The following is a 20,615-nucleotide window of genomic DNA, read 5'->3' as shown; positions in this document are numbered from 1 at the left end:
GCGCGAACCTCATAAACCCTCCGAAAGAAGCGGGAGGCGGCGCAGGCGCAGGCCCGTCGCCGCAAACAATGCATTGCCGATGGCGGGTGCCGCCACCGCCACACCAAGTTCGCCGGGATCGAACGGTTCCGCGTCGCTGGCGATGAAATCGACCACGATCTCCGGACAATCGGCCAGCCGCGGCAGTTCCAGCGCACGCAGATTGCGCGGGACCGGATGGCCGCTTTCGTATTTCACCGAGGAGCCTAGCGCCAGCGACAGGCCGTAGACCAGCCCGCCCTCGATCTGCTGGCGGGCGATATCGAGATTGACGATCCGCCCGATGTCGACCGCTGCGGTCAGCTGCGTCACGCGCGCACCGCCCGGGCCCATGCCCGCCTGCGCCACGCAGGCGATATGCCCTGCTCTCGCCGCGTCCTGCCCCATGCGCACCATCGCGATCCCCTGCCCGCTGCCGGAGCGCCCGCCGTCCCATTCGCCGAGGCGCGAGGCGCGGCGCAGGCATTCGGCCATGCGCGGCGCGCCGCCGAGCAGCGCCATGCGATAGAGGAAGGGGTCGCGCCGGGCCTCCACGGCCAGTTCGTCGATGAAGGTTTCGGTGAAGAAGGCGCTCAACGCCTCGGCCCCGCCGCGCATCCGCGTGACCGGCAGGCGGATGCTGGCCGGAACGTGGTCCACCGCGACTTCGCCGATGCCATAGGGGGGAATCGCACCGGCGACCGCCAGCGCATCGGCCTTGCCGCGGCTTTCTTCGCGTGCGGCCTCGGGCGTTAGATTGTCGAACAGGCGGTGACCCATCTCGCGCATGAAGGGCGGCGTGGTGATCCGCGCCCGCCACGCGAGCGGCTGGCCTTCGCCCCCCATGCTGGCTGCCATGTCCGCCGCTGCCGGAGCGCGCGGCGGCACGGCCTGGATATCCTGCACGCGCGACCAGGTGAGCTGGACCGGCCTGCCGATTTCGGCGGCGATCTGCGCGACCTCGATCGCGTGCTGCTTCTCGATCCGGGCATCGAAGCTGCCGCCTGCCGCAACGGGGTAGAAGACCACGTCCTCGGGAGAGATGCCGATTGCCTTCGCCGCCGCCTCGCGCGCGGCTGCCGGAGCCTGAGAGGCCATCCACAATTCGAGCCGCCCGTCGACTAACCGCGCGGTTGCGCTGGCAGTTTCGAGCGGAACGTGGACAGCGGGCGCTACATCGTAACGGCGCTGGAGCGAAGGCTTGCCCAGCGCGGCGTCGGGATTGCCGAGTTCGAAAATCCGCTCGCCAAGGTCGGCACGCTGTTCGTGGGCGCGCTCTATTTCTGTATCGAGCACTGCCTGCTCGAGCGCGCCAGGACCGGTAAAATGGGCGCGCATCCGCGCAAGCGCCTGGTCGGCGATCCACCAGCTTTCGGCCACCGCCGCCAGCCAGCGCTTCGACTTCACAACGCCCACGAGCCCGCGCATCCCCGCCACCGCGCCTTCGTCGAAGCGGAACAGTTCGGGCAGGCCCACCGGGCCGTGGCGGATCGAGGCGAAGACCATACCGGGCAGGCGGATATCGCCCGCGAACAAATGGCTGCCGTCCACCTTCGACGGCAGGTCGATGCGCGGGAAACTGGTTTGCGCATCCGCTTCACCGAACACAGGGTCCTCGAAGGCCGCGACCGGCAGGAGCGGCGCCGGGTCCGGCGGGTCGAGCTCGCGTGCATCGTCGACCAGTTCGCCGAAGCGCAGCTGGCCGCCGGTCGAATGTCGCACGAAACCGCCGCTTACCTCGCACTCCTCGGCCGCGACGTCCCAGCGGTCTGCCGCTACGCGCACCAGCATGTCGCGTGCGCTGGCAGCCGCGGCACGCAAGGGCGCCTCGTAAGCGGCAAGCGAAGTTCCGCCGACGGTTGCGCCGAACGCCGTTGCGCCGGCGAAGCGTTCGACCAGCCAGTCGTCGGGTTCGCCTGCAAGCGAGGGGAAGTTGGCCCATAGCGGCGCCCATTGCGCTGCCAGGGGCAGGTTGGGGAAATGTCCTGAAGGCGAAACCGGCTCTGCCCCGACCTGCCGCCAGTCCGCGCCCAGTTCGACTGCCGCGATCTGCGCAAGCAGCGTGGTGATGCCCTGCCCCATCTCGAGCTGCGGGATGGCGACCGTGACCACGCTGTCTCGCCCGATGGTCAGCCAGCCGCCGAATTCCGCCTCTCCCTCTCCGGGGACCAGCGAGGTCGGGTAGGTGCGTGGCCAGAGCGTCCATGCCAGCAGCAGGCCGCCGCCCGCTGCCGCGCCGACCAGCAATTGCCGGCGCGAGACATCGGGCAGTTTCACCCGGCCAGCGGCTTCGGTCAGCTTCTTGCGGAAATCCATGCCGCCAGCTTTCCGGCAATCGAGAGGAAGGGTTCGGCCTGCGCGCTGTCGCCCGCCGCCGGCGGTTCGCCCGCATCGCTGCCCTGCCTGATTGCAAGGTCGAGCGGGATGCGGCCCAGGAAGGGTAGCTCCAGCCGCTGTGCCGCAGCCTCGACGCCGCCCTTGCCGAAGGGATCGGAAACCTCGCCGCAATGCGGGCAGGCATAACCGGCCATGTTCTCTACCAGCCCGATCACGGGCACCGATGCCGCGTCGAAGAACTGCCCGGCGCGCGCCGCGTCGATCAGCGCCAGATCCTGCGGTGTCGAGACGAGGATCGCGCCTGCCGGCTTGTATTTCTGCACCATAGTCAACTGCACGTCACCCGTGCCCGGCGGCAGGTCGATGAGGATGACATCTTCCGCATCCCAATGCGCATCGATCATCTGCGCCAGCGCATTGCCGACCATCGGTCCGCGCCAGGCGATGGCGCGACCGGGCGCGACCAGCTGGCCCATCGAAAGCATGCGCACGCCGAATTTCGTCTCCACCGGGATCATCCGGTTGTCGCGGGCGTCGGGCTTGGCATCCTCCGCATCGAAGATGACCTGCTGCGAGGGGCCATATACGTCCGCATCGACGAGGCCGGTGCGAATGCCCTGCCGGGCGAGCGCGATGGCGAGATTGGCGGTCAGCGTCGACTTGCCCACGCCGCCCTTGCCCGATCCGATTGCGATAAGCATGGGCACCTTGCGCTCTGCCGTCATCACCACGCGCACCTCGTTCACATCGCTGCGAGCGGACAGCCGCGCGGTGATGTCACGCTCGATCGCGGCGCGTTCGGCTTCGCCGAGGCCGGCCGCATCGAACACGATCAGCGCGCGTCCGTCCTTCAGCGTCGCAGCGCTGACACGTCCGGCAAATTCGGGTGGTAGATCGTCGGTAATTTCGCTCGTCGCCATGCTGCGGGCTGCTGTAGCATCGAAATCCGCACCGCAACCCCTGTTTTTCCGTCAAACCCTTCCTATAAGACATTCATGAGAATTCTGGACGGATTTGGACGGAGGATCGGCCTCGCAATGGCTGGCGGAAAGAACCCCTGGGGTAGCGGGGGCAGTTCATCGGGAGACGGTGGCGACAAGGACGAGCCCGAGGCAAGCAAGCCCAAGGGCCCCAAGAACCCGTGGCTGCCGCCCGGCAGCGGCGGCGACCGTCGCGGTCCCAATATCGAAGACATCTTCAAGAGCCGCGGCCCCGAAGGCCCGCGCCGCACCGGCGGACCCGGTGGTCCCGGCTTCCGGATGCCCCAGCGCCCCGGCGGCAAGAGCTGGTTCCCCGTGGCAGTGGCCGGCATTGTCACGCTCGGCCTGCTTGCGACCAGCGTCCACCTGATCGGACCGCAGCAGGAAGCCGTGGTCAAGACGCTGGGCAATTACACCCGCAAGATGACCCCGGGCCTCAATTTCTCGCTGCCCTTCCCGATCGAAACGGTCGACGTCGAAGACGTGCAGGGCGTGCGGATCGAACGTGTTCCCGGCTCCAACCAGCAGGTGAAGCTGATCCTGACGGGCGACCAGAACCTCGTCGATTTGAGCTTCATCGTGCGCTGGAACATCTCCGACCTGGAAGACTTCAAGTTCCGCCTCGTCGATCCGGTGGAAACGGTAAACGACGTGGCCGAGGCCGCGATGCGCGCCGCGGTTGCCGAAACCGAACTGGACGAGACTTTCTCGGGCCAGGGTCGTGCGGCGATCGAGCAGGAAGTGCGAGAGCGGATGCAGCGCACGCTCGACGGCTACCAGGCCGGTGTGCGCGTGCTCGGTGTCGAAATCGAAAAGGCCGACCCGCCGTCCGACGTGGTCGAGGCCTTCCGCGACGTGCAGGTCGCCGAACAACAGGCCGATGCCGCGCGCAACAAGGCTCGCGGTGAAGCTCAGCAGGTGCTCGCACAGGCGCAGGGTGAGGCGGAAGCTTTCGACAAGGTCTACGAACAGTACCGCCTTGCGCCCGAAGTGACGCGCCAGCGCCTTTATTACGAAACCATGGAACGCGTGCTCTCCAAGACGCCCAAGACCGTGGTCGAAACCAACAATGTGACGCCTTACCTGCCGCTGCCGGAAATCCGTGCTCGGGCCAAGCAGGGGACGCAGGCGAACACCGTGACCACGCAGGAGGGCCAGTAACATGGCCATGAACATGCAGCAGATCTGGGAAGATCATAAGGCGTCCGTCGCCGCCCTTGGCCTCGCGGTGGTGGCATTCATGCTGAGCGCCTTCGTCGTACCCGAAGAAGAGCAGGTCGTGATCGTCCGGACCGGTGAGCCGGTCGGCACGATCAATACGCCCAGCGGCAATCTGAAGGCCGGCCTCCACTTCCGCTGGCCCTTCATCGACAAGGTGGTGCGCATCGAGAAGCGCCTTCTCGACCTCGAGATGAGCGACGAGGAAGTCCTTTCGAACGACCAGCAGCGCCTGCTCGTCAATGCCTATGCCCGCTTCCGCATCACCGATCCGGTGACCATGGTGGAACGCGCCGGTTCGACCGACGGCGTGCGCAATGCCCTGCAGCCGATCCTGAACTCGGTCCTGCGCCAGGAACTGGGCCGCCGCACCTTCCAGTCGATGCTGACCGCCGAACGCGGCGATGCGCTAGCCAATGTGCGCGCCAATCTCGACCGGCAGGCCCGCCAGTACGGCGCGGAAGTGGTGGACGTGAAGATCACCCGCACCGACCTGCCCGAAGCGCCGCTGCAATCGGCCTTCCGCCGGATGGAATCGGACCGCGAGCGCGAAGCGCGCACGATCCGCGCACAGGGCGCCCGCGATGCCCGCATCATCCGTGCAGAAGCCGACGCGGAAGCGGCGCGCATCTACGCCGAAAGCTTCGGCAAGGACGCGGGCTTCTATGACTTCTACCGCGCCATGCAGAGCTATGATGCCACCTTCGCACCAGGTAACGGGAATGCGGAAAGCAACATCATCCTGTCGCCGGATAACGAGTACCTGCGGCAATTCCGCGGGCGGCGTTGACGGTTCGTCGAACGCGCAACACCGCGTTCAACGGGCATTCAGCGCCCCTTGGCAGTCTCGCCAGCAGGAACCGCCTGCACGGGTCCCGCATAGAAGCGGTGTGATCTTCGTGCAGACACAGACGAAGAGGAAATGAAGGACGTGAAGCCAGTGCGATATGCATATTCCGTAACCGCCGCCCTGCTTGCCGGAGGCGCCGCTCTTTCCCTCGCCGGATACCCCGCCGGAGCGCAGGTCGCCCAGAACGACGATTCCCACATGGCCCGCGTGGTCCCGCGTGCCGGGGCCCCCGAAAGCTTCGCCGACCTGACGGCCCAGCTGCAGCCTGCCGTGGTCAACATCTCTACCCGCCAGCGGATCGAGATTTCCAACGGCAACGGCGGCAACCCCTTCGCGGGCACGCCGTTCGAAGACCTGTTCAACCGCCGCAATGGTGGCCAGCAGCCGCAAGAACCGCAGTACCGCGAAGGCCAGTCGCTGGGTTCGGGCTTCTTCATTTCGGCCGACGGTTATGTCGTGACGAACAACCACGTCGTCAGCCCTTCGGGCCGCGGCACGGTGGAAGAGATCACCGTCACCCTGCCCGACGGCACGGAATACGAGGCGGAACTGGTCGGCACCGACGCCCAGTCCGACCTTGCCGTGCTCAAGGTCAGCCGCAGCCAGCCCTTCCCCTTCGTGAGGTTCGGCGATTCGAGCCAGGCGCGCGTGGGTGACTGGGTCGTTGCCATCGGCAACCCCTTCGGCCTCGGCGGTACGGTGACCAGCGGCATCGTCTCCAGCGTGCTGCGCAACACCGGCGCGGGTGCATACGACCGCTACATCCAGACCGACGCGGCCATCAACCGCGGCAATTCGGGCGGCCCGCTGTTCGACATGCAGGGCAACGTCATCGGCATCAACAACGCGATCTATTCGCCTTCGGGCGGCAGCGTGGGCATCGGCTTCGCAATTCCGGCCGAAACCGCCGCGCCCATCGTCGACAAGTTGCGCCGCGGCGTTGAGATCGAACGTGGCTATCTCGGCATCCAGATCCAGCCGGTGACCGAAGACGTTGCAGCCTCGCTGGGCCTCCAGCGCAATCGCGGGGAGTTCGTGCAGTCGGTCCAGGCCGGCCAGCCGGCCGAGCGTGCGGGCCTGCAGCCGGGCGACATCGTGCTCAAGGTTAACGGCCGCGACGTGACGCCCGACCAGACCCTGTCCTATCTCGTCGCCAATATCGCGCCGGGCACGACCATCCCGCTCGACGTGGTGCGCGACGGTGAACGCCGCCGCATCAACGTCACCGTGGGCAAGCGTCCCACCGACGAAGAGCTGCGCCAGAGCCAGATGTTTGACCCCGATGCCGAACAGGAAGACGACATGGCGCCGAGCGACAATGCAGTGATCGAGGAACGCCTCGGCCTGCAGGTGCTCGAACTGACGCCGCAGATCGCACGCCAGCTGGGCGCTGGCGCCGATACGCGCGGCGTGGTGATCGCTTCGGTCAACCGCAACTCGGATGCGGCGCGCAAGGGCCTGCAGCGCGGCGACATCATCCTGTCCGCGAACTATCGCCCGTTGACCGCTGTCACCGACCTCGAGACCGCCGTGCGCGGTGCGCAAGCCGACAACCGCGAGGCCGTGCTGCTGCGCGTCCAGCGCCGCGGCCGCCCGGCTCAGTACGTAGCGGTTCGCCTGAGCCGCTAAGCGCAATAGCCAAGGCTAGAAACGAAAAGCCCTCCCGGTTCGCGCCGGGAGGGCTTTTTCTTTGCTCGATCTGCCCGCCTACTGCCGGGGGCGTTCGGGCTGGCGTTGTTCGTTGCGCCCCGTCGCCCGGTCGAGGAAATCGTCGCCGATGGCCTGCGGTGCACCGTCCGCCCCGCGCCCCGGTTGGCCGCGCACAGGCGGCTGCTCGCGCAGCGGGGGCCGCGTAGGATCGGTCGGGACCGGTTGCGGGCGTTCGCCGTCCACCGGGAAGGGTAGCTGCCCGTCGGGCCCTTCGGGCGGACGACCAGGCTCGATCAGATTGCCCTGCTCGTCGATGTAGTAATAGTCGTCCGGGCTGCCGAAGAAGTACTCGTCATCCTCCTCCAGCTGCCATTCGGGCAGCTTGAGTTCGGTTTCGAATTCCTCGACCGGTCGATCCTTCACGGCATAGCGCATGAAGGCAGCGAAGGCCTTGGCCGGGGCGGCACCGCCCTGCAGCCCGCCGACGCGCTTGTTGTCGTCTCGGCCCATCCACACGCCGGTGGTGATGCCGGAGGAGAAGCCGACGAAATAGCCGTCCTTGTTGGAACTGGTGGTCCCCGTCTTGCCGGCCACCGGTCGTCCGATCTGCGCGGCGCGGCCCGTGCCGGTCTGGACGGCCGCCTGCAACAGGTCGGTCATGCCTGCCGCCACGTGGTCGGGCACGAGCTGCGTACTGCGCGACTTCTTGTGCTCATAAAGCGTCTCGCCATCGGCCGTCGTCACCTTGACGATGCCATAGGGTTCGACCGAAGCCCCCTTGTTCGACACCGCGGCAAAGGCGCGGGTCATGTCGAGCAGGCGGACCTCGTTCGATCCCAGCACCATGGCCGGATAGGTGTTGATCGGCGTACTGATGCCGAACCGGCGCGCCATCGACGCGACCGAGCCGAACCCGACCTCGTTGCCGAGCTGCGCGGCCACGGTGTTGACCGAATAGGCAAATGCGGTGCGCAGGTCCGTTTCGCCGATATTGCGTCCGGTCGAATTGCGCGGGCTCCACCCGCCGATGGTCACCGGGGTGTCCACCACCCGGTCTTCGGGCGTGTAACCGGCCTCGAGCGCGGCAAGATAGACGAACAGCTTCCAGCTCGAACCCGGCTGGCGGAGCGCATTGGTCGCGCGGTTGTAATTCGTCTCGACGTAATCGGTGCCGCCCACTAGCGCGAGGATCGCGCCGTCACGGTCGAGGCTGACCAGCGCGCCTTGCGAGCCTTCGGGCACGTTCGACTGGACCGCGGCGGTGGCCGCACGCTGCATCCCGACATCAAGCGTGGTCCAGACCTCGATTGGCTCGAACGTCTCGGGCAGCAGCAGGTCGAGCTGCGGTAGCGCCCAGTCGGTGAAGTAGCGCACCGAATTCTGCGCGGCCTCTTCCTTCAGCCGGACTTCCGAAGGGTCGACTGTCGCGTCCTGTGGGATGAAGTTCTGTTCCTTCATCAGGCGCAGCACCACGCTGGCGCGGCCGACGGCAGCATCGACATCGGCGGTGGGCGAATAGCGGCTGGGCGCTTTCACCAGGCCCGCGATGATCGCTGCCTCCCCGACCGAGAGTTCGTTGGCAGGGTGGCTGAAGAACTTCCGGCTGGCCGAATCGATGCCATAGGCACCGCCGCCGAAATAGACCTTGTTGAGGTAGAGCTCGAGGATCTGCTCCTTGGAGAACTTCCATTCGAGCGCCATCGCCAGCACTGCCTCGCGCAGCTTGCGGTCGAGCGAGCGGTTCGAGTTCAGGAACACGTTGCGCGCCAGCTGCTGGGTTATCGTGGAGGTCGCGCCGAGCCGGTCCTCGCCCGTCGCCCAGACATAGACGGCGCGCGTCAGGCCGTAAGGATCGACGCCGGGATGCGAATAGAACCGCCGGTCCTCGACCGCGATCATCGCATCCTTCATGACCTGCGGGATCTCGTCATGCGACAGCCACTTGCCGTAGCTCGGCCCAAGTTCGACGATCTCGGTCCCGTCGCGGGCGCGCACGACGATGGTCTGCGCGTTCTGCGTGGCCTTCAGCTGGTAGAAGCTGGGCAGCGAACGGGCCGCAAAACCGACCGCGATGGCGAGAAAGAGCGCGCCGACAAGCGCGAGCGCGGCACCCCAGACGAAGAGCCTTTTGGTCCACCGCCAGAACCGGCCGGGTTCGTGTTGACCGTCGGCCTCGGCGCGCTGGGCCCGCTGTGCTCGAGCGGCCTTCTTGCGCCGGCTGCCTCTCTTATCCATTCTTCGCAAAATCCCTCATGCGGCCTGGCAGTGCCCTATAGATGCCACAATCTTGCATGGCGAGCCTCAACCCCCGCTGAACGCCCCGAAACGTCCGGTCAGTCTTCGGGCTCGAAATCGAGCGCGGCGGAATTGATGCAATAGCGCAGGCCCGTCGGGCCGGGGCCATCGGGAAAGACATGGCCGAGGTGGCCGTCGCATTTCGAGCAGACGACCTCGGTGCGAATCATCCCGTGGCTGGTGTCGCGATGCTCTTCGACCGCCGCGCCGTCTGCTGGCGCGCTGAAGGCCGGCCAGCCGCAGCCGCTATCGAATTTCTCGTCGCTTTCGAACAGCAGCTGGCCGCAGGCAGCACAGTGGTATTCGCCTTCCTGCCTGTTTTTGTCATACTTGCCGGTGAAGGCCCGTTCCGTGCCCTTCTCGCGCAGGATATGGTACTGTTCGGGGGTGAGCGTTTCGCGCCATTCGGCCTCGCTCTTGATCAGCTTGTCACTCACGCATTGTCCTTTCAGCTGGCCTACCCATATAGGTGCAACAGGAGGCGATGCACGCGGTTCCTGACGCGGACAGCATGTCATGCGACGATGTGCTTGACGATTCGGGCCCTCACCGCTAAGTGCGCCGCTTTCCGGCGGGGCATCCGCCTCTTTAGACACGACCAGACAAGATTTCGCCGCCCGTAACGTGCGGCCCGACCGAGGACAGACATGGCCAATACGCCGCAAGCCAAGAAGCGCATCCGCCGCAACGACAAGCGCGCCGAGATCAACGGTGCCCGCATGAGCCGCATCCGCAACTTCGTGAAGAAGGTCGAACTGGCCATCGAAGGCGGCGACAAGGAAGCGGCCAAGACCGCCCTGCTCAACGCGCAGCCGGAAATGGCTCGCGGCGTTGCTCGCGGCGTCATGCACAAGAACACCGCGGCTCGTAAGATGAGCCGCCTGTCGAAGCGCGTCGCAGCGCTCTGATTCGGCCTCCGGCGGCAACGCCGGACCACGGAATCGACAAGGGGTCGACACGTCAGGTGTCGGCCCCTTTGACATATCCGGCACACTGTTGTCGCAATTCGTTGCCGCACCGTCTCCGGCCCGCAATCAAAACCCAGCGTTTCCAACGATTCGCATCCTGTGAATGTTCACATTGACGGAAAAACAGGGGTTTGAACGGCGGCCTGCGGGGTTCAGCGAGTCAACAAGTTTATTTCAGATTTTTTGCAGTTATCCCCCTTGCGACTCATCGCCGCGGCGACTTATCAAATAGCTCTGCTCGGGGGGGACAGCCCGAGTTTTCACATCGATGGCCAAATGGGGGAAGCGCCCGGGAATCCTGCGATTCCGGGCAACGGCGGAGCCGTGCCGTCCGCCCACGCCGAATAAAAAGCACACCCGGTCGCGAAGGCCGGGCACCGGGGGTTGAATTCACTATGGTCAAGACGGGTGACCTTGCGAACAAGCGGAAGGCAAAAGACGAAATGGAGGATCTCGAGGCGGTAAACCTGGCAGCCGATTGGGCTGACATCAGCCAGGGGCTCCGCAAGGATCTCGGCCATCAACTGCACAGCCAGTGGATCAAACCGATCCAGCTCGGCAAGATCGATCCGGAAACGGGTACGCTGGACCTGTTCCTGCCGACCGAATTCAGCGCCAACTGGGTCAAGGACCGCTTTGCCGACCGGCTGAGCCTGGCATGGAAGATCGCTCGCAGCGAAGTGCGCCGCGTAGCCATCTCGGTCCATCCGGGTCGCCGCCAGGTCGCCGACCTGCGCCTGCACGGCGACGGCCGTCGCCCGGCCAACGATGGCGATCATTCGATGATGGCGATCGGCGCGGACACGCTCGGCGATCAGGGCTTCACCTCCTCGGTGGGCCTCGACGCCTCGCTCAGCTTCGCTGCCTTCGTGACGGGCGAAGCCAACGTGCTTGCCTTCAATGCAGCACAGCGCATGGCCGCGACCGAAAAGCCGCAGTTCTCGCCGCTCTACCTCAAGGCCGCTACCGGCCAGGGCAAGACACACCTGCTGCACGCCATCGGCCATGCTTTCCTGAAGGCCCACACGCGCAGCCGCATCTTCTACTGCAGTGCCGAGCGTTTCATGGTCGAATTCGTCCAGGCGCTGAAGGCCAACCGGATGATCGAATTCAAGGCGCGCCTGCGCAGCTTCGACCTGCTGCTGGTGGACGACATCCAGTTCATCATCGGCAAGGCGTCCGCACAGGAAGAACTGCTCTACACGATCGATGCGCTGCTGGCCGAAGGCAAGCGCCTGGTGTTCGCTGCCGACCGTGCGCCGCAGGCACTCGACGGGGTGGAACCCCGCCTCCTCTCGCGCCTGTCGATGGGCCTTGTCGCGGACATCCAGCCCGCCGACATCGAACTGCGCAAGAAGATCCTGCATTCCAAGCTGAGCAAGTTCGCGCCGCTCGCCGTGCCGGAAGACGTGATCGAATTCCTCGCCCGCACCATCACGCGCAACGTGCGCGAGCTGGTCGGCGGCCTCAACAAGCTGATCGCCTATGCGCAGCTGACCGGCCAGGAAGTCTCGCTCCAGCTCGCCGAAGAACAGCTGACCGACATCCTGTCGGCCAACCGCCGCCGGATCACGATCGACGAGATCCAGCGCACGGTCTGCCAATTCTATCGCATCGACCGCAGCGAGATGTCGTCCAAGCGCCGTGCGCGCGCGGTCGTCCGTCCGCGACAGGTCGCGATGTATCTTTCCAAGGTGCTGACCCCGCGCAGCTATCCGGAAATCGGGCGCAAGTTCGGCGGCCGCGATCACTCCACCGTGATCCACGCCGTCCGCCTGATCGAGGACCTGCGCGAACGTGATGCCGATATGGACGGCGATGTGCGCAGCCTGCTGCGCCAGCTGGAGAGCTGATTTTTTCCTGACCCTTCGGATCGCACCCCGGGAAAGGAAAAGCTGACGATCGACGGGACTGTCGCAGAGGCCTGTCGACAGTCCCTCCACATGCTGCCAACAGGCTTTCCATGAGCCTGTCCCCAGACGCCAACCTGCCGAGTGCCGTGGGCTACGACCTTCCAGCCAGCCTGTTTGCCGCCATGGTGCGCGGTGTGCGCCATCGCTGCCCGCGCTGCGGCGAAGGCAAGCTTTTCCGTCGCTGGCTGAAGCCGGTCGACACGTGCTCTGCCTGTTCGCTCGACATCTCGGGCCAGCGGGCGGACGATCTTCCCGCCTACATCGGCATCTTCGTGACCGGGCACCTGCTCGCCCCGGTGATCATCGCGCTGGTGACGAAGTGGGAGCTGGGCGCGCTAGCCCTGCTGGCCATCATCATTCCGCTGGCAATCGTGATGCTGGTCGCGCTGCTCCAGCCTTCCAAGGGCGCGGTTATCGGCCTTCAGTGGTGGAACGGGATGCATGGCTTCCGCAAGGAGCGCCTGCCCGAACGCGAGGGGCTGCAGGAATGAGCCTGCCCGAGAACCGGCTGGAGCGATTCGCGCGCCATATCGTGCTCCCCGAGATCGGCGGGGCTGGACAGGTGGCCTTGGCGCAAAAGCATCTCGTGCTGGTCGGGCTGGGCGGGATCGGCTCGCCCGCGCTGCAATATCTGGCCGCAGCGGGGATCGGGAAGCTTACCCTGGTCGATGACGACAAGGTCGATGCCAGCAATCTCCAGCGCCAGACGCTCTACAACGAACGCGACATCGGCTTCGGCAAGGCGACCTGCGCCAAGCGCTGGGTGAAACTGTTCGACCCGGCGCTCGACGTCGAGATAAGCGATCGCCGGATCGATGCCGAGAACGTCGACGCCCTCGTCGCTGGCGCGGATCTCGTGCTCGACGGGACTGACAATTTCGCCACCCGCCTCGCCGTGTCGGATGCTTGCGTGCGCGCAGGCGTCGCCCTGCTGTCGGCTGCCGTGGGCCGGTTCCAGGGTCAGGTCGGAGCTTTTGCCGGGCATCTCGACGAAGAGGCCTGCTATCGCTGTTTCGTGGGCGATGCCTTCGATGCGGAAGATTGCGACACCTGTGCCGAAGACGGTATGCTGGGCGCCATGGCCGGCTGGGTAGCGACCTTTGCCGCGATGCAGGCGGTGCGCATATTGCTCGACGGGACAAGCGCCTTCGGCCGCTCCGACTGGAGCAAGGTCTATTTGCTCGACGGCCTCAGTCCAGCGACCAGGGCTTTTTCGATCGCGAAGGATCCGGCCTGCAGTGGATGCGCGAACCGTTAGCACTTTCCTCGCAGATCCGGCCCAGCCGGTCGCGGCCCGGTTCGGGCGCATCAAGCCAGTAGAACAGGAATGCCGCGAGCAGGACTCCGCCTGCCACCAGCGCCTTCAGCCCCAGCACGGCGCAGCCGCCGCTCACTCCGGCCCCGGCGTAATCCTGCCGGGCGAGGCTGTCCTCGAAACCCCTTTTCGCGCTGAAGAAGGCCGTGCCGCCGACCGCGATCAGGACGATCGGCGTCGCGAACAGCAGCACCAGCGTATAGAAGATCATGTCGCCGGAAATGCGGCATTCGTGGCAGAAGAATAGGAGGCTCGCCCAGTACCACGCGACATAGGCATAGGGCAGGACCAGCAGCAGGCAGACGATGGCGGCGCGGCGTGACATTCCTGCGTGCTAGCGCAGTGGAGTAAAGATTTCGAACCTTCCGCAGATGCGACAGTGGGCCGGGACGCGCCTCTCGGCAGCAAATCCCGGCCCACGCACCCCCGCGGTGTCGCAGTGCCGCGGGAAAGCCGTTCAGTCTCCGCGGCGCTGGAACCAGTCGCTGGTCAGCACTTCCAGGCGGCGGTCGTCCATGTACCAGGCGTCGGTCGCCTCGTCATAAACACAGGGGAAGGCACGGACGAGCAGGCCCGCGACCTCGCCGATATTGGAGAAGGTATCGGGGAAGCGCTGGAGCAGGCTCGGCCGGTCCTCCACGCTGAACCGCGCGCTGGCAGCTTCGCACTGCCCGCGCGAGTCATACGCCGTGCCGAGGTTGAGAATGTGGTTGGCCGAAGCCGGTGCGGGAAGCGCCACCAGCGCCGCAGTGGCCGCAAGAAGCAGTCTCTTCATTTCGCTCTCCTCTCGTTTCAAGCGAACGGCGGATTGCCGCTGAGAGAAGCTTATCGAGTCATCCGGCCGAACCCATGATGGGAGGCTGATGCTTTGCCGATGATTTGGCGAAGGAAGACCGATGGGCGAAACAGGCCTTTTGAACCAGTGCCTTAGCTGCCCAGAATTTCGCTAACCCAATGCGGAACGAGGTCGCCAGCGCGGCCCTGGCGCGATTCGTGGAACCAGTGCGAGCCTTCGCTGCGGTCGAGGTTGAGTTCGAGGGTCCGCGCACCGAGATCGCGGGCATCGCGCACGAAGCCGGCGGCGGGATAGACCGCGCCGCTGGTGCCGATCGACACGAACAGGTCAGCCTGGCGCAGCGCGGCATAGATGCGGTCCATCTGGTAAGGCATCTCGCCGAACCACACGACGTCGGGGCGCAGGGAATGCGCCTCGCAGGTCGGGCAGGCGGGCCGGTCGAGCAGCGGCCCGGTCCAGCGGTGCCGCCGCTCGCAAATGGGGCACAGCGCGCTCAGCAGTTCGCCGTGCATGTGCAGCACGCGGCGTGCGCCTGCACGTTCGTGCAGGTCGTCGACATTCTGCGTGACGATGAGCAGCTCCCCGCCCCACTCCGCATCAAGCCGGGCAAGCGCCTCGTGCGCGGCGTTGGGCGCGACCTCCTGCACCGCTGCGCGCCGGGCATCGTAGAAGCGCTGGACCAGTTCGGGATCGCGGGCGAAGCCTTCGGGCGTCGCGACATCCTCGACCCGGTGCCGTTCCCACAGGCCGCCCGCCGAACGGAAGGTGTCGATCCCGCTTTCGGCGGAAATCCCGGCGCCGGTCAGGACGACGATGTTGCGCAGAGCGACCATAGGTTCCATGAACACGGAAACCCAAGGAGGGGCAATGCCAAGTTTCGGGATTATCGGCAGCAAGGGCGCGATGGGCGAAGCGCTGCACCGCGTGGTGGACGCTTCCGGCCATGAATGGGCGGGCGGCGTGGACAAGGGCGGTGATGTGGCGGGGCTGGCCGATGCATCCGACGCGCTGATCGATTTCTCGGCCCCTGGCGCGCTGCAGACGAACCTGCACGCGGCTGTCGGCGCAGGCATCCCGATCGTTATCGGCACCACCGGCCTCGAAGACCAGCACCATGCCGCCATCGACAGCGCAGCCCGCGCGGTACCCGTGCTGCAGACAGGGAACACCTCGCTGGGCGTAACTCTGCTCGCCCACCTCGTGCGCGAAGCGGCGCAAAGGCTGGGGGACGACTGGGACATCGAGATCGTGGAGATGCATCACCGCCGCAAGGTCGATGCGCCCTCGGGCACGGCCCTGCTGCTCGGCCAGGCGGCTGCGCAGGGCCGAGGGATCGACCTTGCCGCCAACCGCGAAAGCGGGCGCGACGGGCACACAGGTGCGCGGGCGCGCGGCGCGATAGGCTTTGCTGCCCTGCGCGGCGGAACGGTGGCAGGCGAACACAGCGTCATCCTCGCCGGAGATGAGGAGCGGCTGACCCTCTCGCACAGCGCGGAAAACCGTGCCATCTTCGCGCGGGGCGCGCTGAAGGCGGCCGAATGGCTACTGGGGCGCGATCCGGGACGATACAGGATGGAGGACGTGCTCGAACTCTAGCGGGCAAACGATGATGGCGGGGCTGAGGACTTTCCTGCATGAGCAGCTCTTCGTCGGTGCGCATCCCGACGGGCGGCTGACAGTGCTCAACCGCCTGCTGATCCTCACCATCCTTCTGGCCGTCATCACTGCAGCGCTGGCAACCGAGCCGAGCTTGCCGGCCGAATGGCACACCGCGCTGCTGCGCACCGAAGTGGCCTTCGGCTTTGTCTTCCTGCTCGAGTATCTGGCCCGCATCTATGCTGCGGCGGAACAGCCGGGGAGCGGAAGCAACTGGGCCAAGCGCTGGCACTTCATCCGTTCGCCGATCGGGTTGATCGACCTGTTCGTGGTCGTGACAACGCTTGCTCCGCTGATGGTCGCCGATGCCGCGATCCTGCGCACCTTCCGCCTGCTGCGGGTCTTCGCCGTCGCCAAGTTCGGGCGCTTCTCCTACGCGGTGAAGGAATTGTGGGGGGCCGTGGTCGACCGGGTGGACGACCTCATCATCACCGCTGCCGTTGCGTTCGTGCTGGTGCTGTTCGGCGCGACCGCGCTTTACATCGTGGAAGGGGACATCCAGCCCGACACCTTCGGATCGATCCCGCGCGCGCTTTACTGGGCGACCATCACGCTGACCACGGTCGGCTATGGCGATGTGACCCCGATCACCCCGCTCGGCAAATTCTTCGCTGCCGGGCTGGCCATGTCGGGGATCGCCTTCGTCGCAATGCCAACAGGGATCATCGTGGCCGCGTTTTCAGATGCCATGCAGCGCCGCCGCGATCACCTGATCGAGGACATGCGCAAGCATCTCGAAGAACTCGATATCGAGGACGACAAGATCGAAGCCAAGATCGCCGCGCTCGAACGCGGACGGGGGCCGCGCCGCTGACAGCATGACAAAAGACCAGATCTTCGAGTTCTTCCGCCGGTTGGCGGAGGACAATCCCTCGCCCGAAACCGAGCTCGAATACGGCAATTGCTACCAGTTGGTGGTGGCAGTGGCCCTGTCCGCGCAGGCGACCGACGTCGGCGTCAACAAGGCCACGCGCGCACTGTTTCGCGAGGTCACAACGCCTGCACAAATGATTGAACTGGGCGAGGAGGGTCTCAAGGACCACATCAAGACCATCGGCCTGTTCAATTCCAAGGCAAAAAACGTCATCGCGCTGAGCCAGCTGCTGGTCGACGAATACGGCGGCGAGGTGCCCGACACGCGCGAGGATCTGGTCCGCCTGCCCGGCGTCGGGCGCAAGACCGCCAATGTCGTGCTCAATTGCTGGTTCGGGCAGGAAACCTTCGCGGTCGACACGCACATCTTCCGTGTCGGCAATCGCACTGGTCTCGCCAAGGGGAAGACCCCGGACCACGTCGAGGCCAAGCTGGAAAAGCGCGTGCCCCAGCCCTTCCGCCTCGGGGCGCATCACTGGCTGATCCTGCACGGCCGCTATGTCTGCAAGGCGCGCAGGCCCGAATGCTGGCGATGCAAACTCGTGGACTTGTGCAGCTATCGCAAGAAGGTGCTGGAAAAGCCCGGTCGCGCCACCGCCAAGGGCTGACCCCTCCCCGTTTGCCAATCGCGCAGCGAAGGCGCATTATCTGCGCAAGCAGCGGGAGGTTCCGACATGGACGCACGACACCTTGCAGCGTTGGCGGTAATCGCCACCGGCGCGGCCGCCTACACTCCGGCATCGGCCCAGGTGGCGGCCGAGGAAGCGGTGATCCTGTCCGGCAGTTCGGGGCAGGCAGCGGCGCAATCCTCGCTCGGCGAGGCGATTTCGGGCAGCATCAATTCGGCCGGACAGGCGCTGCGCTCGGCCAATTCGGCAAGTTCGACAGGCACGCCGCGAGCAAGGTCGCGCGGCAACACGACCGGTTATGCAGGCACCATCCCCGAAGGCGATCCGCTCGAAAACGGCGACGCCAAGACCTACCAGGTCCAAGGCGGTGCGCGGCTGAAGCTGAGCGGCAGTTTCCGCCCTTCCCGGACCACCAGTTGCGAGAAGAATTGCGACACGCCGCCAGCCGATGCGGAAACGCTGGAAGAACCGGCACCGAAACCGGACTGATCAGGCGCCCCTGCCCTAGCCGAAGTTCTCCGGATCGAGTTCCAGCCCCGCCTTGCCGCCAGCTGCGGTATGCGAGGGGGCGTGCGGATGCTCGACGAAGGGCGGTTCCTCGACCTCCAGCATGCCTTCCCACTTGGTGATGACGCTGGTCGCCACCGCATTGCCGACGACGTTGGTCGCCGTGCGGCCCATGTCGAGGAACTGGTCGATGGCGAGGATGATCGCCACGCCTTCGACCGGCAGGCCGAACATGGCGAGCGTGCCGGTGATAACCACCAGGCTGGCGCGCGGGACCGCGGCGATGCCCTTCGACGAGATCATCAGCGTCAGCATGATCATGATCTGCGTGCCGACGCTGAGGTCGATGCCATAGGCCTGCGCGATGAAGATCGTCGCGAAGCTCATGTACATCATGCTGCCGTCGAGATTGAACGAATAGCCGAGCGGCAACATGAAGCCCGAAATGCGGCGCGGCACGCCGAAGCGGTCGAGCTGTTCGAACAGCTTGGGTAACGCGGCTTCCGACGACGCGGTCGAGAAGGCGATCAGCAGCGGCTGGCGGATATAGCGCACCAGCGTGACGATGCGCCGCCCGAGGAAGGCCGCCCCGATGCCGAGCAGGATGATCCATAGCAGCACGAGGCTGAAGTAGAATTCCAGCAGCAGCTGGAGATAAGTGCCGAGGATGTCGAGCCCGCTCGCTGCGACCACATTGGCCAGCGCCCCGAACACCGCGACGGGGGCGTAGCGCATCACGTAGCCGGTCACCTGCAGCATCATTTCCGCCAGCGCATCGGCGCCCTTCACCAGCGCCTCGCCCCGCTTGCCGATCGCCGAGAGCGCAACGCCGGCAAAGATCGAGAAGACGAGGATCTGGAGGATGTTGTTGGTCGCCAGCGCCTCGAAGGCGTTCTTGGGGAAGATCGACAGGATGAATTCGGTCGCCTTCAGTTCCTTGACCTCACCCACCGCCGCCGCGGCCTCTGCCGCATCGGGTATCGGAGCGCCCACGCCCGGCTGGAACAGGTTCACCATCACGAGGCCGAGGCCGATCGAAACGAGGCTGGCAAGGATGAACCACGTCAGCGCCCGCACGCCGATCCGCCCCAGCGCCGCCGAATCGCCCATGTGGGCGATGCCCACGACGATGGTCGACAGCACCAGCGGTGCGACCAACATCTTGATGAGGTTGAGGAAGATGTCGGACAGCAGCTTCAGCCAGGGGGCGACCTGCCCCTCGACCACGGCCGGGTCCATCGTCAGGTACATTGCCTGCCCGACGATGACCCCGAGGATCATGCCGACGAGGATATAGAGCGTAAGCTTGCGGTCCATCCGGGTCCCTCACTCAAGAACAAGCTCGGGACGTTTGGATCGCCCGTTCAGACGTCGTCTGCGCTCACCATCTCGCGTCTGTCAATCTCGCCCGTCATCACGGCCACAGTTGTCGCGACGGCGGCATCGCCGCTGACGTTGGTGGTGGTGCGCATCATGTCCATGATCCGGTCCACACCGGCGACGAAGGCGATCGTTTCCAGCGGCACGCCGACCGCGCCGAAGACCAGCGCCATCATGATGAGGCCAGCCCCGGGAATGCCCGCTGCACCGACCGCGCCGAGCGTCGCCAGGATCGAGATCAGGAAATACTGGCCCAGCGTCAGGTCGACGCCGAAGATCTGCGCGCCGAACAGCGTGGCAAGGCCGAGATACATCGCCGTGCCGTTCATATTCACCGTCGCGCCGAGGCTGATGACGAAGGCGGCGACCGAATTCGACACGCCGAGGTTACGTTCCGCACAGCGCAGCGTGACGGGCAGCGTCGCGTTGGACGAGGCGGTCGAATAGCTCACCGCCATCGCGTCGATGATTCCGCGGAAGAAGTCCCGCACGGGCAGCCTGGCGAGGAACTTGATCATCGCCGAATACATCACGAAAATGATCAGCAGGCAGCCTGCGTAGTTGAGCGCCACCAGCTTCGCGAGGCTGAGCAGCGCGTCCATGCCGAGCGTGCCGGCGACCCAGGCCATCAGCGCGAAGACGCCGAAGGGGGTGAGTTCCATCACCACCATCGTCACCTTCTGCATGACGACTGCGCCGCTATCGAAGATCTTCTGGACCGGCTCGCCCTCTTCCTTGGCCATCAGGATGCCGATGCCGACCAGCAGCGAGAAGACGATCAGCGGCAGGACGGCGACATCCGCCATCACCTGCACGGGGCTTTCGGGCACGATCGAGAGGATCATGTCGACCGCGGTCGTGGGATTGGGTTCGGGCGTCGCGCCCTTCTGGATCGCGCTGGTATCGACGCCTGCGCCGGGCGCGAAGAAGGTGCCGAGACCGAGGCCGAGCCAGACCGCGATCTGGCCGGTCACGACGAACAGCAGCATCGCCCTGCCGCCCACCGCGCCCAGCTTGCGCAAATCGCCGATGGCGGCGACGCCCGACACGAGGCTGAAGAAGATCAGCGGGACGACCAGCATCTTGATCGACTTGATGAAGAAGTCGCCGATCCACTTGATGCTTTCCGCATCCGGACCCCAGGAATAGCCGGTCAGGACACCGAGCAGGAGCGCTGTCAGCACGCGCTGCCACAGCGGAATTTCAAACCAGGTCCTCAGCACGGCGATC

At 65.6% G+C, this 20,615-nt stretch carries 20 protein-coding genes; 11 read left to right on the top strand and 9 right to left on the bottom strand.

Features of this window, described 5'->3' with window-relative positions; translation table 11 throughout:
- Window positions 1-9: 9 nt before the first annotated feature.
- Both LC083_RS08850 and LC083_RS08845 read right to left on the bottom strand, forming a co-directional pair.
- Window positions 10-2,334, bottom strand: a complete 2,325-nt coding sequence (locus tag LC083_RS08850; protein WP_226700094.1) for a molybdopterin cofactor-binding domain-containing protein — start codon at window positions 2,332-2,334, stop codon at window positions 10-12.
- Window positions 2,313-3,275, bottom strand: coding sequence for an Mrp/NBP35 family ATP-binding protein (locus tag LC083_RS08845; protein WP_319003433.1), 963 nt, complete (start codon window positions 3,273-3,275; stop codon window positions 2,313-2,315). The genes LC083_RS08850 and LC083_RS08845 overlap by 22 nt, the downstream gene beginning before the upstream one ends.
- Before the next feature lie 117 nt (window positions 3,276-3,392).
- On the opposite strand from LC083_RS08845, the gene hflK reads away from it, so the two are divergent.
- The 3 genes from hflK (at window position 3,393) to LC083_RS08830 (ending at window position 7,032) form a co-directional block, all read left to right on the top strand.
- Window positions 3,393-4,496, top strand: a complete 1,104-nt coding sequence (hflK, locus tag LC083_RS08840; RefSeq protein ID WP_226700093.1) for a protease modulator HflK — start codon at window positions 3,393-3,395, stop codon at window positions 4,494-4,496.
- A gap of 13 nt (window positions 4,497-4,509) precedes the next feature.
- Window positions 4,510-5,343, top strand: coding sequence for a protease modulator HflC (hflC, locus tag LC083_RS08835; protein ID WP_226700780.1), 834 nt, complete (start codon window positions 4,510-4,512; stop codon window positions 5,341-5,343).
- A gap of 132 nt (window positions 5,344-5,475) precedes the next feature.
- A complete protein-coding gene (locus LC083_RS08830; RefSeq protein ID WP_226700092.1) occupies window positions 5,476-7,032 on the top strand; it encodes a Do family serine endopeptidase in 1,557 nt (518 codons plus the stop codon).
- 78 nt (window positions 7,033-7,110) lie between these two features.
- Here LC083_RS08830 and LC083_RS08825 read toward each other — a convergent pair whose 3' ends face one another.
- Together LC083_RS08825 and msrB are read right to left on the bottom strand one after the other, a co-directional pair.
- On the bottom strand, window positions 7,111-9,288 hold the full coding sequence (locus tag LC083_RS08825) for a transglycosylase domain-containing protein (RefSeq protein ID WP_226700091.1): 2,178 nt from the start codon (window positions 9,286-9,288) through the stop codon (window positions 7,111-7,113).
- A gap of 98 nt (window positions 9,289-9,386) precedes the next feature.
- Window positions 9,387-9,785 (bottom strand): peptide-methionine (R)-S-oxide reductase MsrB, encoded by a 399-nt coding sequence (gene msrB, locus LC083_RS08820; RefSeq protein ID WP_222555494.1) that lies wholly within the window; start codon window positions 9,783-9,785, stop codon window positions 9,387-9,389.
- Between the two features lie 210 nt (window positions 9,786-9,995).
- Between msrB and rpsT the strand changes: the two genes are divergently transcribed.
- From rpsT to LC083_RS08800, 4 genes are all read left to right on the top strand, one after another.
- Entirely contained in the window at window positions 9,996-10,256 is a 261-nt protein-coding gene (rpsT, locus tag LC083_RS08815) for a 30S ribosomal protein S20 (RefSeq protein ID WP_222555493.1), read from the top strand.
- A gap of 455 nt (window positions 10,257-10,711) precedes the next feature.
- A complete protein-coding gene (gene dnaA, locus LC083_RS08810; RefSeq protein WP_160608943.1) occupies window positions 10,712-12,169 on the top strand; it encodes a chromosomal replication initiator protein DnaA in 1,458 nt (485 codons plus the stop codon).
- 110 nt (window positions 12,170-12,279) lie between these two features.
- Window positions 12,280-12,720, top strand: a complete 441-nt coding sequence (locus LC083_RS08805; RefSeq protein ID WP_226700090.1) for a DUF983 domain-containing protein — start codon at window positions 12,280-12,282, stop codon at window positions 12,718-12,720.
- The gene (locus LC083_RS08800; RefSeq protein ID WP_226700089.1) at window positions 12,717-13,487 is read left to right on the top strand and encodes a HesA/MoeB/ThiF family protein; all 771 of its coding nucleotides are present in this window, start codon (window positions 12,717-12,719) and stop codon (window positions 13,485-13,487) included. Before LC083_RS08805 ends, LC083_RS08800 begins: the two co-directional genes overlap by 4 nt.
- On the opposite strand, the gene LC083_RS08795 is transcribed toward LC083_RS08800, so the two are convergent.
- The 3 genes from LC083_RS08795 to LC083_RS08785 form a co-directional block, all read right to left on the bottom strand.
- Window positions 13,420-13,869: a hypothetical protein gene (locus tag LC083_RS08795; RefSeq protein ID WP_226700088.1), complete on the bottom strand. Its 450-nt coding sequence runs from the start codon at window positions 13,867-13,869 to the stop codon at window positions 13,420-13,422. The two genes, LC083_RS08800 and LC083_RS08795, sit on opposite strands and share 68 nt — an antisense overlap.
- A gap of 132 nt (window positions 13,870-14,001) precedes the next feature.
- Window positions 14,002-14,319 carry a hypothetical protein gene (locus LC083_RS08790; RefSeq protein ID WP_226700087.1) on the bottom strand — a complete coding sequence of 106 codons (318 nt, stop codon included), beginning with the start codon at window positions 14,317-14,319 and terminating at the stop codon, window positions 14,002-14,004.
- Window positions 14,320-14,471: 152 nt separating this feature from the next.
- A complete protein-coding gene (locus tag LC083_RS08785) occupies window positions 14,472-15,173 on the bottom strand; it encodes an NAD-dependent deacylase (RefSeq protein WP_226700779.1) in 702 nt (233 codons plus the stop codon).
- 34 nt (window positions 15,174-15,207) lie between these two features.
- On the opposite strand from LC083_RS08785, the gene dapB reads away from it, so the two are divergent.
- The 4 genes from dapB (at window position 15,208) to LC083_RS08765 (ending at window position 17,987) form a co-directional block, all read left to right on the top strand.
- Window positions 15,208-15,936, top strand: a complete 729-nt coding sequence (gene dapB, locus LC083_RS08780; protein WP_226700086.1) for a 4-hydroxy-tetrahydrodipicolinate reductase — start codon at window positions 15,208-15,210, stop codon at window positions 15,934-15,936.
- 13 nt (window positions 15,937-15,949) lie between these two features.
- A complete protein-coding gene (locus LC083_RS08775) occupies window positions 15,950-16,810 on the top strand; it encodes an ion transporter (protein WP_226700085.1) in 861 nt (286 codons plus the stop codon).
- A gap of 4 nt (window positions 16,811-16,814) precedes the next feature.
- The gene (gene nth / locus LC083_RS08770) at window positions 16,815-17,477 is read left to right on the top strand and encodes an endonuclease III (RefSeq protein ID WP_226700084.1); all 663 of its coding nucleotides are present in this window, start codon (window positions 16,815-16,817) and stop codon (window positions 17,475-17,477) included.
- Between the two features lie 66 nt (window positions 17,478-17,543).
- Window positions 17,544-17,987, top strand: coding sequence for a hypothetical protein (locus LC083_RS08765; protein WP_226700083.1), 444 nt, complete (start codon window positions 17,544-17,546; stop codon window positions 17,985-17,987).
- 15 nt (window positions 17,988-18,002) lie between these two features.
- Here the strand turns inward: LC083_RS08765 and LC083_RS08760 are convergent, their stop codons facing one another.
- Window positions 18,003-19,322, bottom strand: a complete 1,320-nt coding sequence (locus tag LC083_RS08760) for a dicarboxylate/amino acid:cation symporter (RefSeq protein ID WP_226700082.1) — start codon at window positions 19,320-19,322, stop codon at window positions 18,003-18,005.
- A gap of 47 nt (window positions 19,323-19,369) precedes the next feature.
- The gene (locus LC083_RS08755; protein WP_222555484.1) at window positions 19,370-20,608 is read right to left on the bottom strand and encodes a dicarboxylate/amino acid:cation symporter; all 1,239 of its coding nucleotides are present in this window, start codon (window positions 20,606-20,608) and stop codon (window positions 19,370-19,372) included.
- Window positions 20,609-20,615: the final 7 nt, after the last annotated feature.

The sequence above is a fragment of the Qipengyuania gaetbuli genome, from assembly GCF_020524765.1.
Lineage (GTDB): Bacteria > Pseudomonadota > Alphaproteobacteria > Sphingomonadales > Sphingomonadaceae > Qipengyuania > Qipengyuania gaetbuli_A.
The sequence above is the reverse complement of the archived record's forward strand: the minus strand, read 5'-3'. Positions and strand labels throughout refer to the sequence as shown.

Coding starts and splice junctions, on each gene's coding strand:
- LC083_RS08850 (WP_226700094.1), bottom strand. CDS start 2,334: ATGGATTTCCGCAAGAAGCTGACCGAAGCCGCTGGCCGGGTGAAACTG.
- LC083_RS08845 (WP_319003433.1), bottom strand. CDS start 3,275: ATGGCGACGAGCGAAATTACCGACGATCTACCACCCGAATTTGCCGGA.
- hflK (WP_226700093.1), top strand. CDS start 3,393: ATGGCTGGCGGAAAGAACCCCTGGGGTAGCGGGGGCAGTTCATCGGGA.
- hflC (WP_226700780.1), top strand. CDS start 4,510: ATGCAGCAGATCTGGGAAGATCATAAGGCGTCCGTCGCCGCCCTTGGC.
- LC083_RS08830 (WP_226700092.1), top strand. CDS start 5,476: ATGAAGGACGTGAAGCCAGTGCGATATGCATATTCCGTAACCGCCGCC.
- LC083_RS08825 (WP_226700091.1), bottom strand. CDS start 9,288: ATGGATAAGAGAGGCAGCCGGCGCAAGAAGGCCGCTCGAGCACAGCGG.
- rpsT (WP_222555493.1), top strand. CDS start 9,996: ATGGCCAATACGCCGCAAGCCAAGAAGCGCATCCGCCGCAACGACAAG.
- dnaA (WP_160608943.1), top strand. CDS start 10,712: ATGGTCAAGACGGGTGACCTTGCGAACAAGCGGAAGGCAAAAGACGAA.
- LC083_RS08805 (WP_226700090.1), top strand. CDS start 12,280: ATGAGCCTGTCCCCAGACGCCAACCTGCCGAGTGCCGTGGGCTACGAC.
- LC083_RS08800 (WP_226700089.1), top strand. CDS start 12,717: ATGAGCCTGCCCGAGAACCGGCTGGAGCGATTCGCGCGCCATATCGTG.
- LC083_RS08795 (WP_226700088.1), bottom strand. CDS start 13,869: ATGTCACGCCGCGCCGCCATCGTCTGCCTGCTGCTGGTCCTGCCCTAT.
- LC083_RS08790 (WP_226700087.1), bottom strand. CDS start 14,319: ATGAAGAGACTGCTTCTTGCGGCCACTGCGGCGCTGGTGGCGCTTCCC.
- LC083_RS08785 (WP_226700779.1), bottom strand. CDS start 15,173: ATGGTCGCTCTGCGCAACATCGTCGTCCTGACCGGCGCCGGGATTTCC.
- dapB (WP_226700086.1), top strand. CDS start 15,208: ATGCCAAGTTTCGGGATTATCGGCAGCAAGGGCGCGATGGGCGAAGCG.
- LC083_RS08775 (WP_226700085.1), top strand. CDS start 15,950: ATGGCGGGGCTGAGGACTTTCCTGCATGAGCAGCTCTTCGTCGGTGCG.
- nth (WP_226700084.1), top strand. CDS start 16,815: ATGACAAAAGACCAGATCTTCGAGTTCTTCCGCCGGTTGGCGGAGGAC.
- LC083_RS08765 (WP_226700083.1), top strand. CDS start 17,544: ATGGACGCACGACACCTTGCAGCGTTGGCGGTAATCGCCACCGGCGCG.
- LC083_RS08760 (WP_226700082.1), bottom strand. CDS start 19,322: ATGGACCGCAAGCTTACGCTCTATATCCTCGTCGGCATGATCCTCGGG.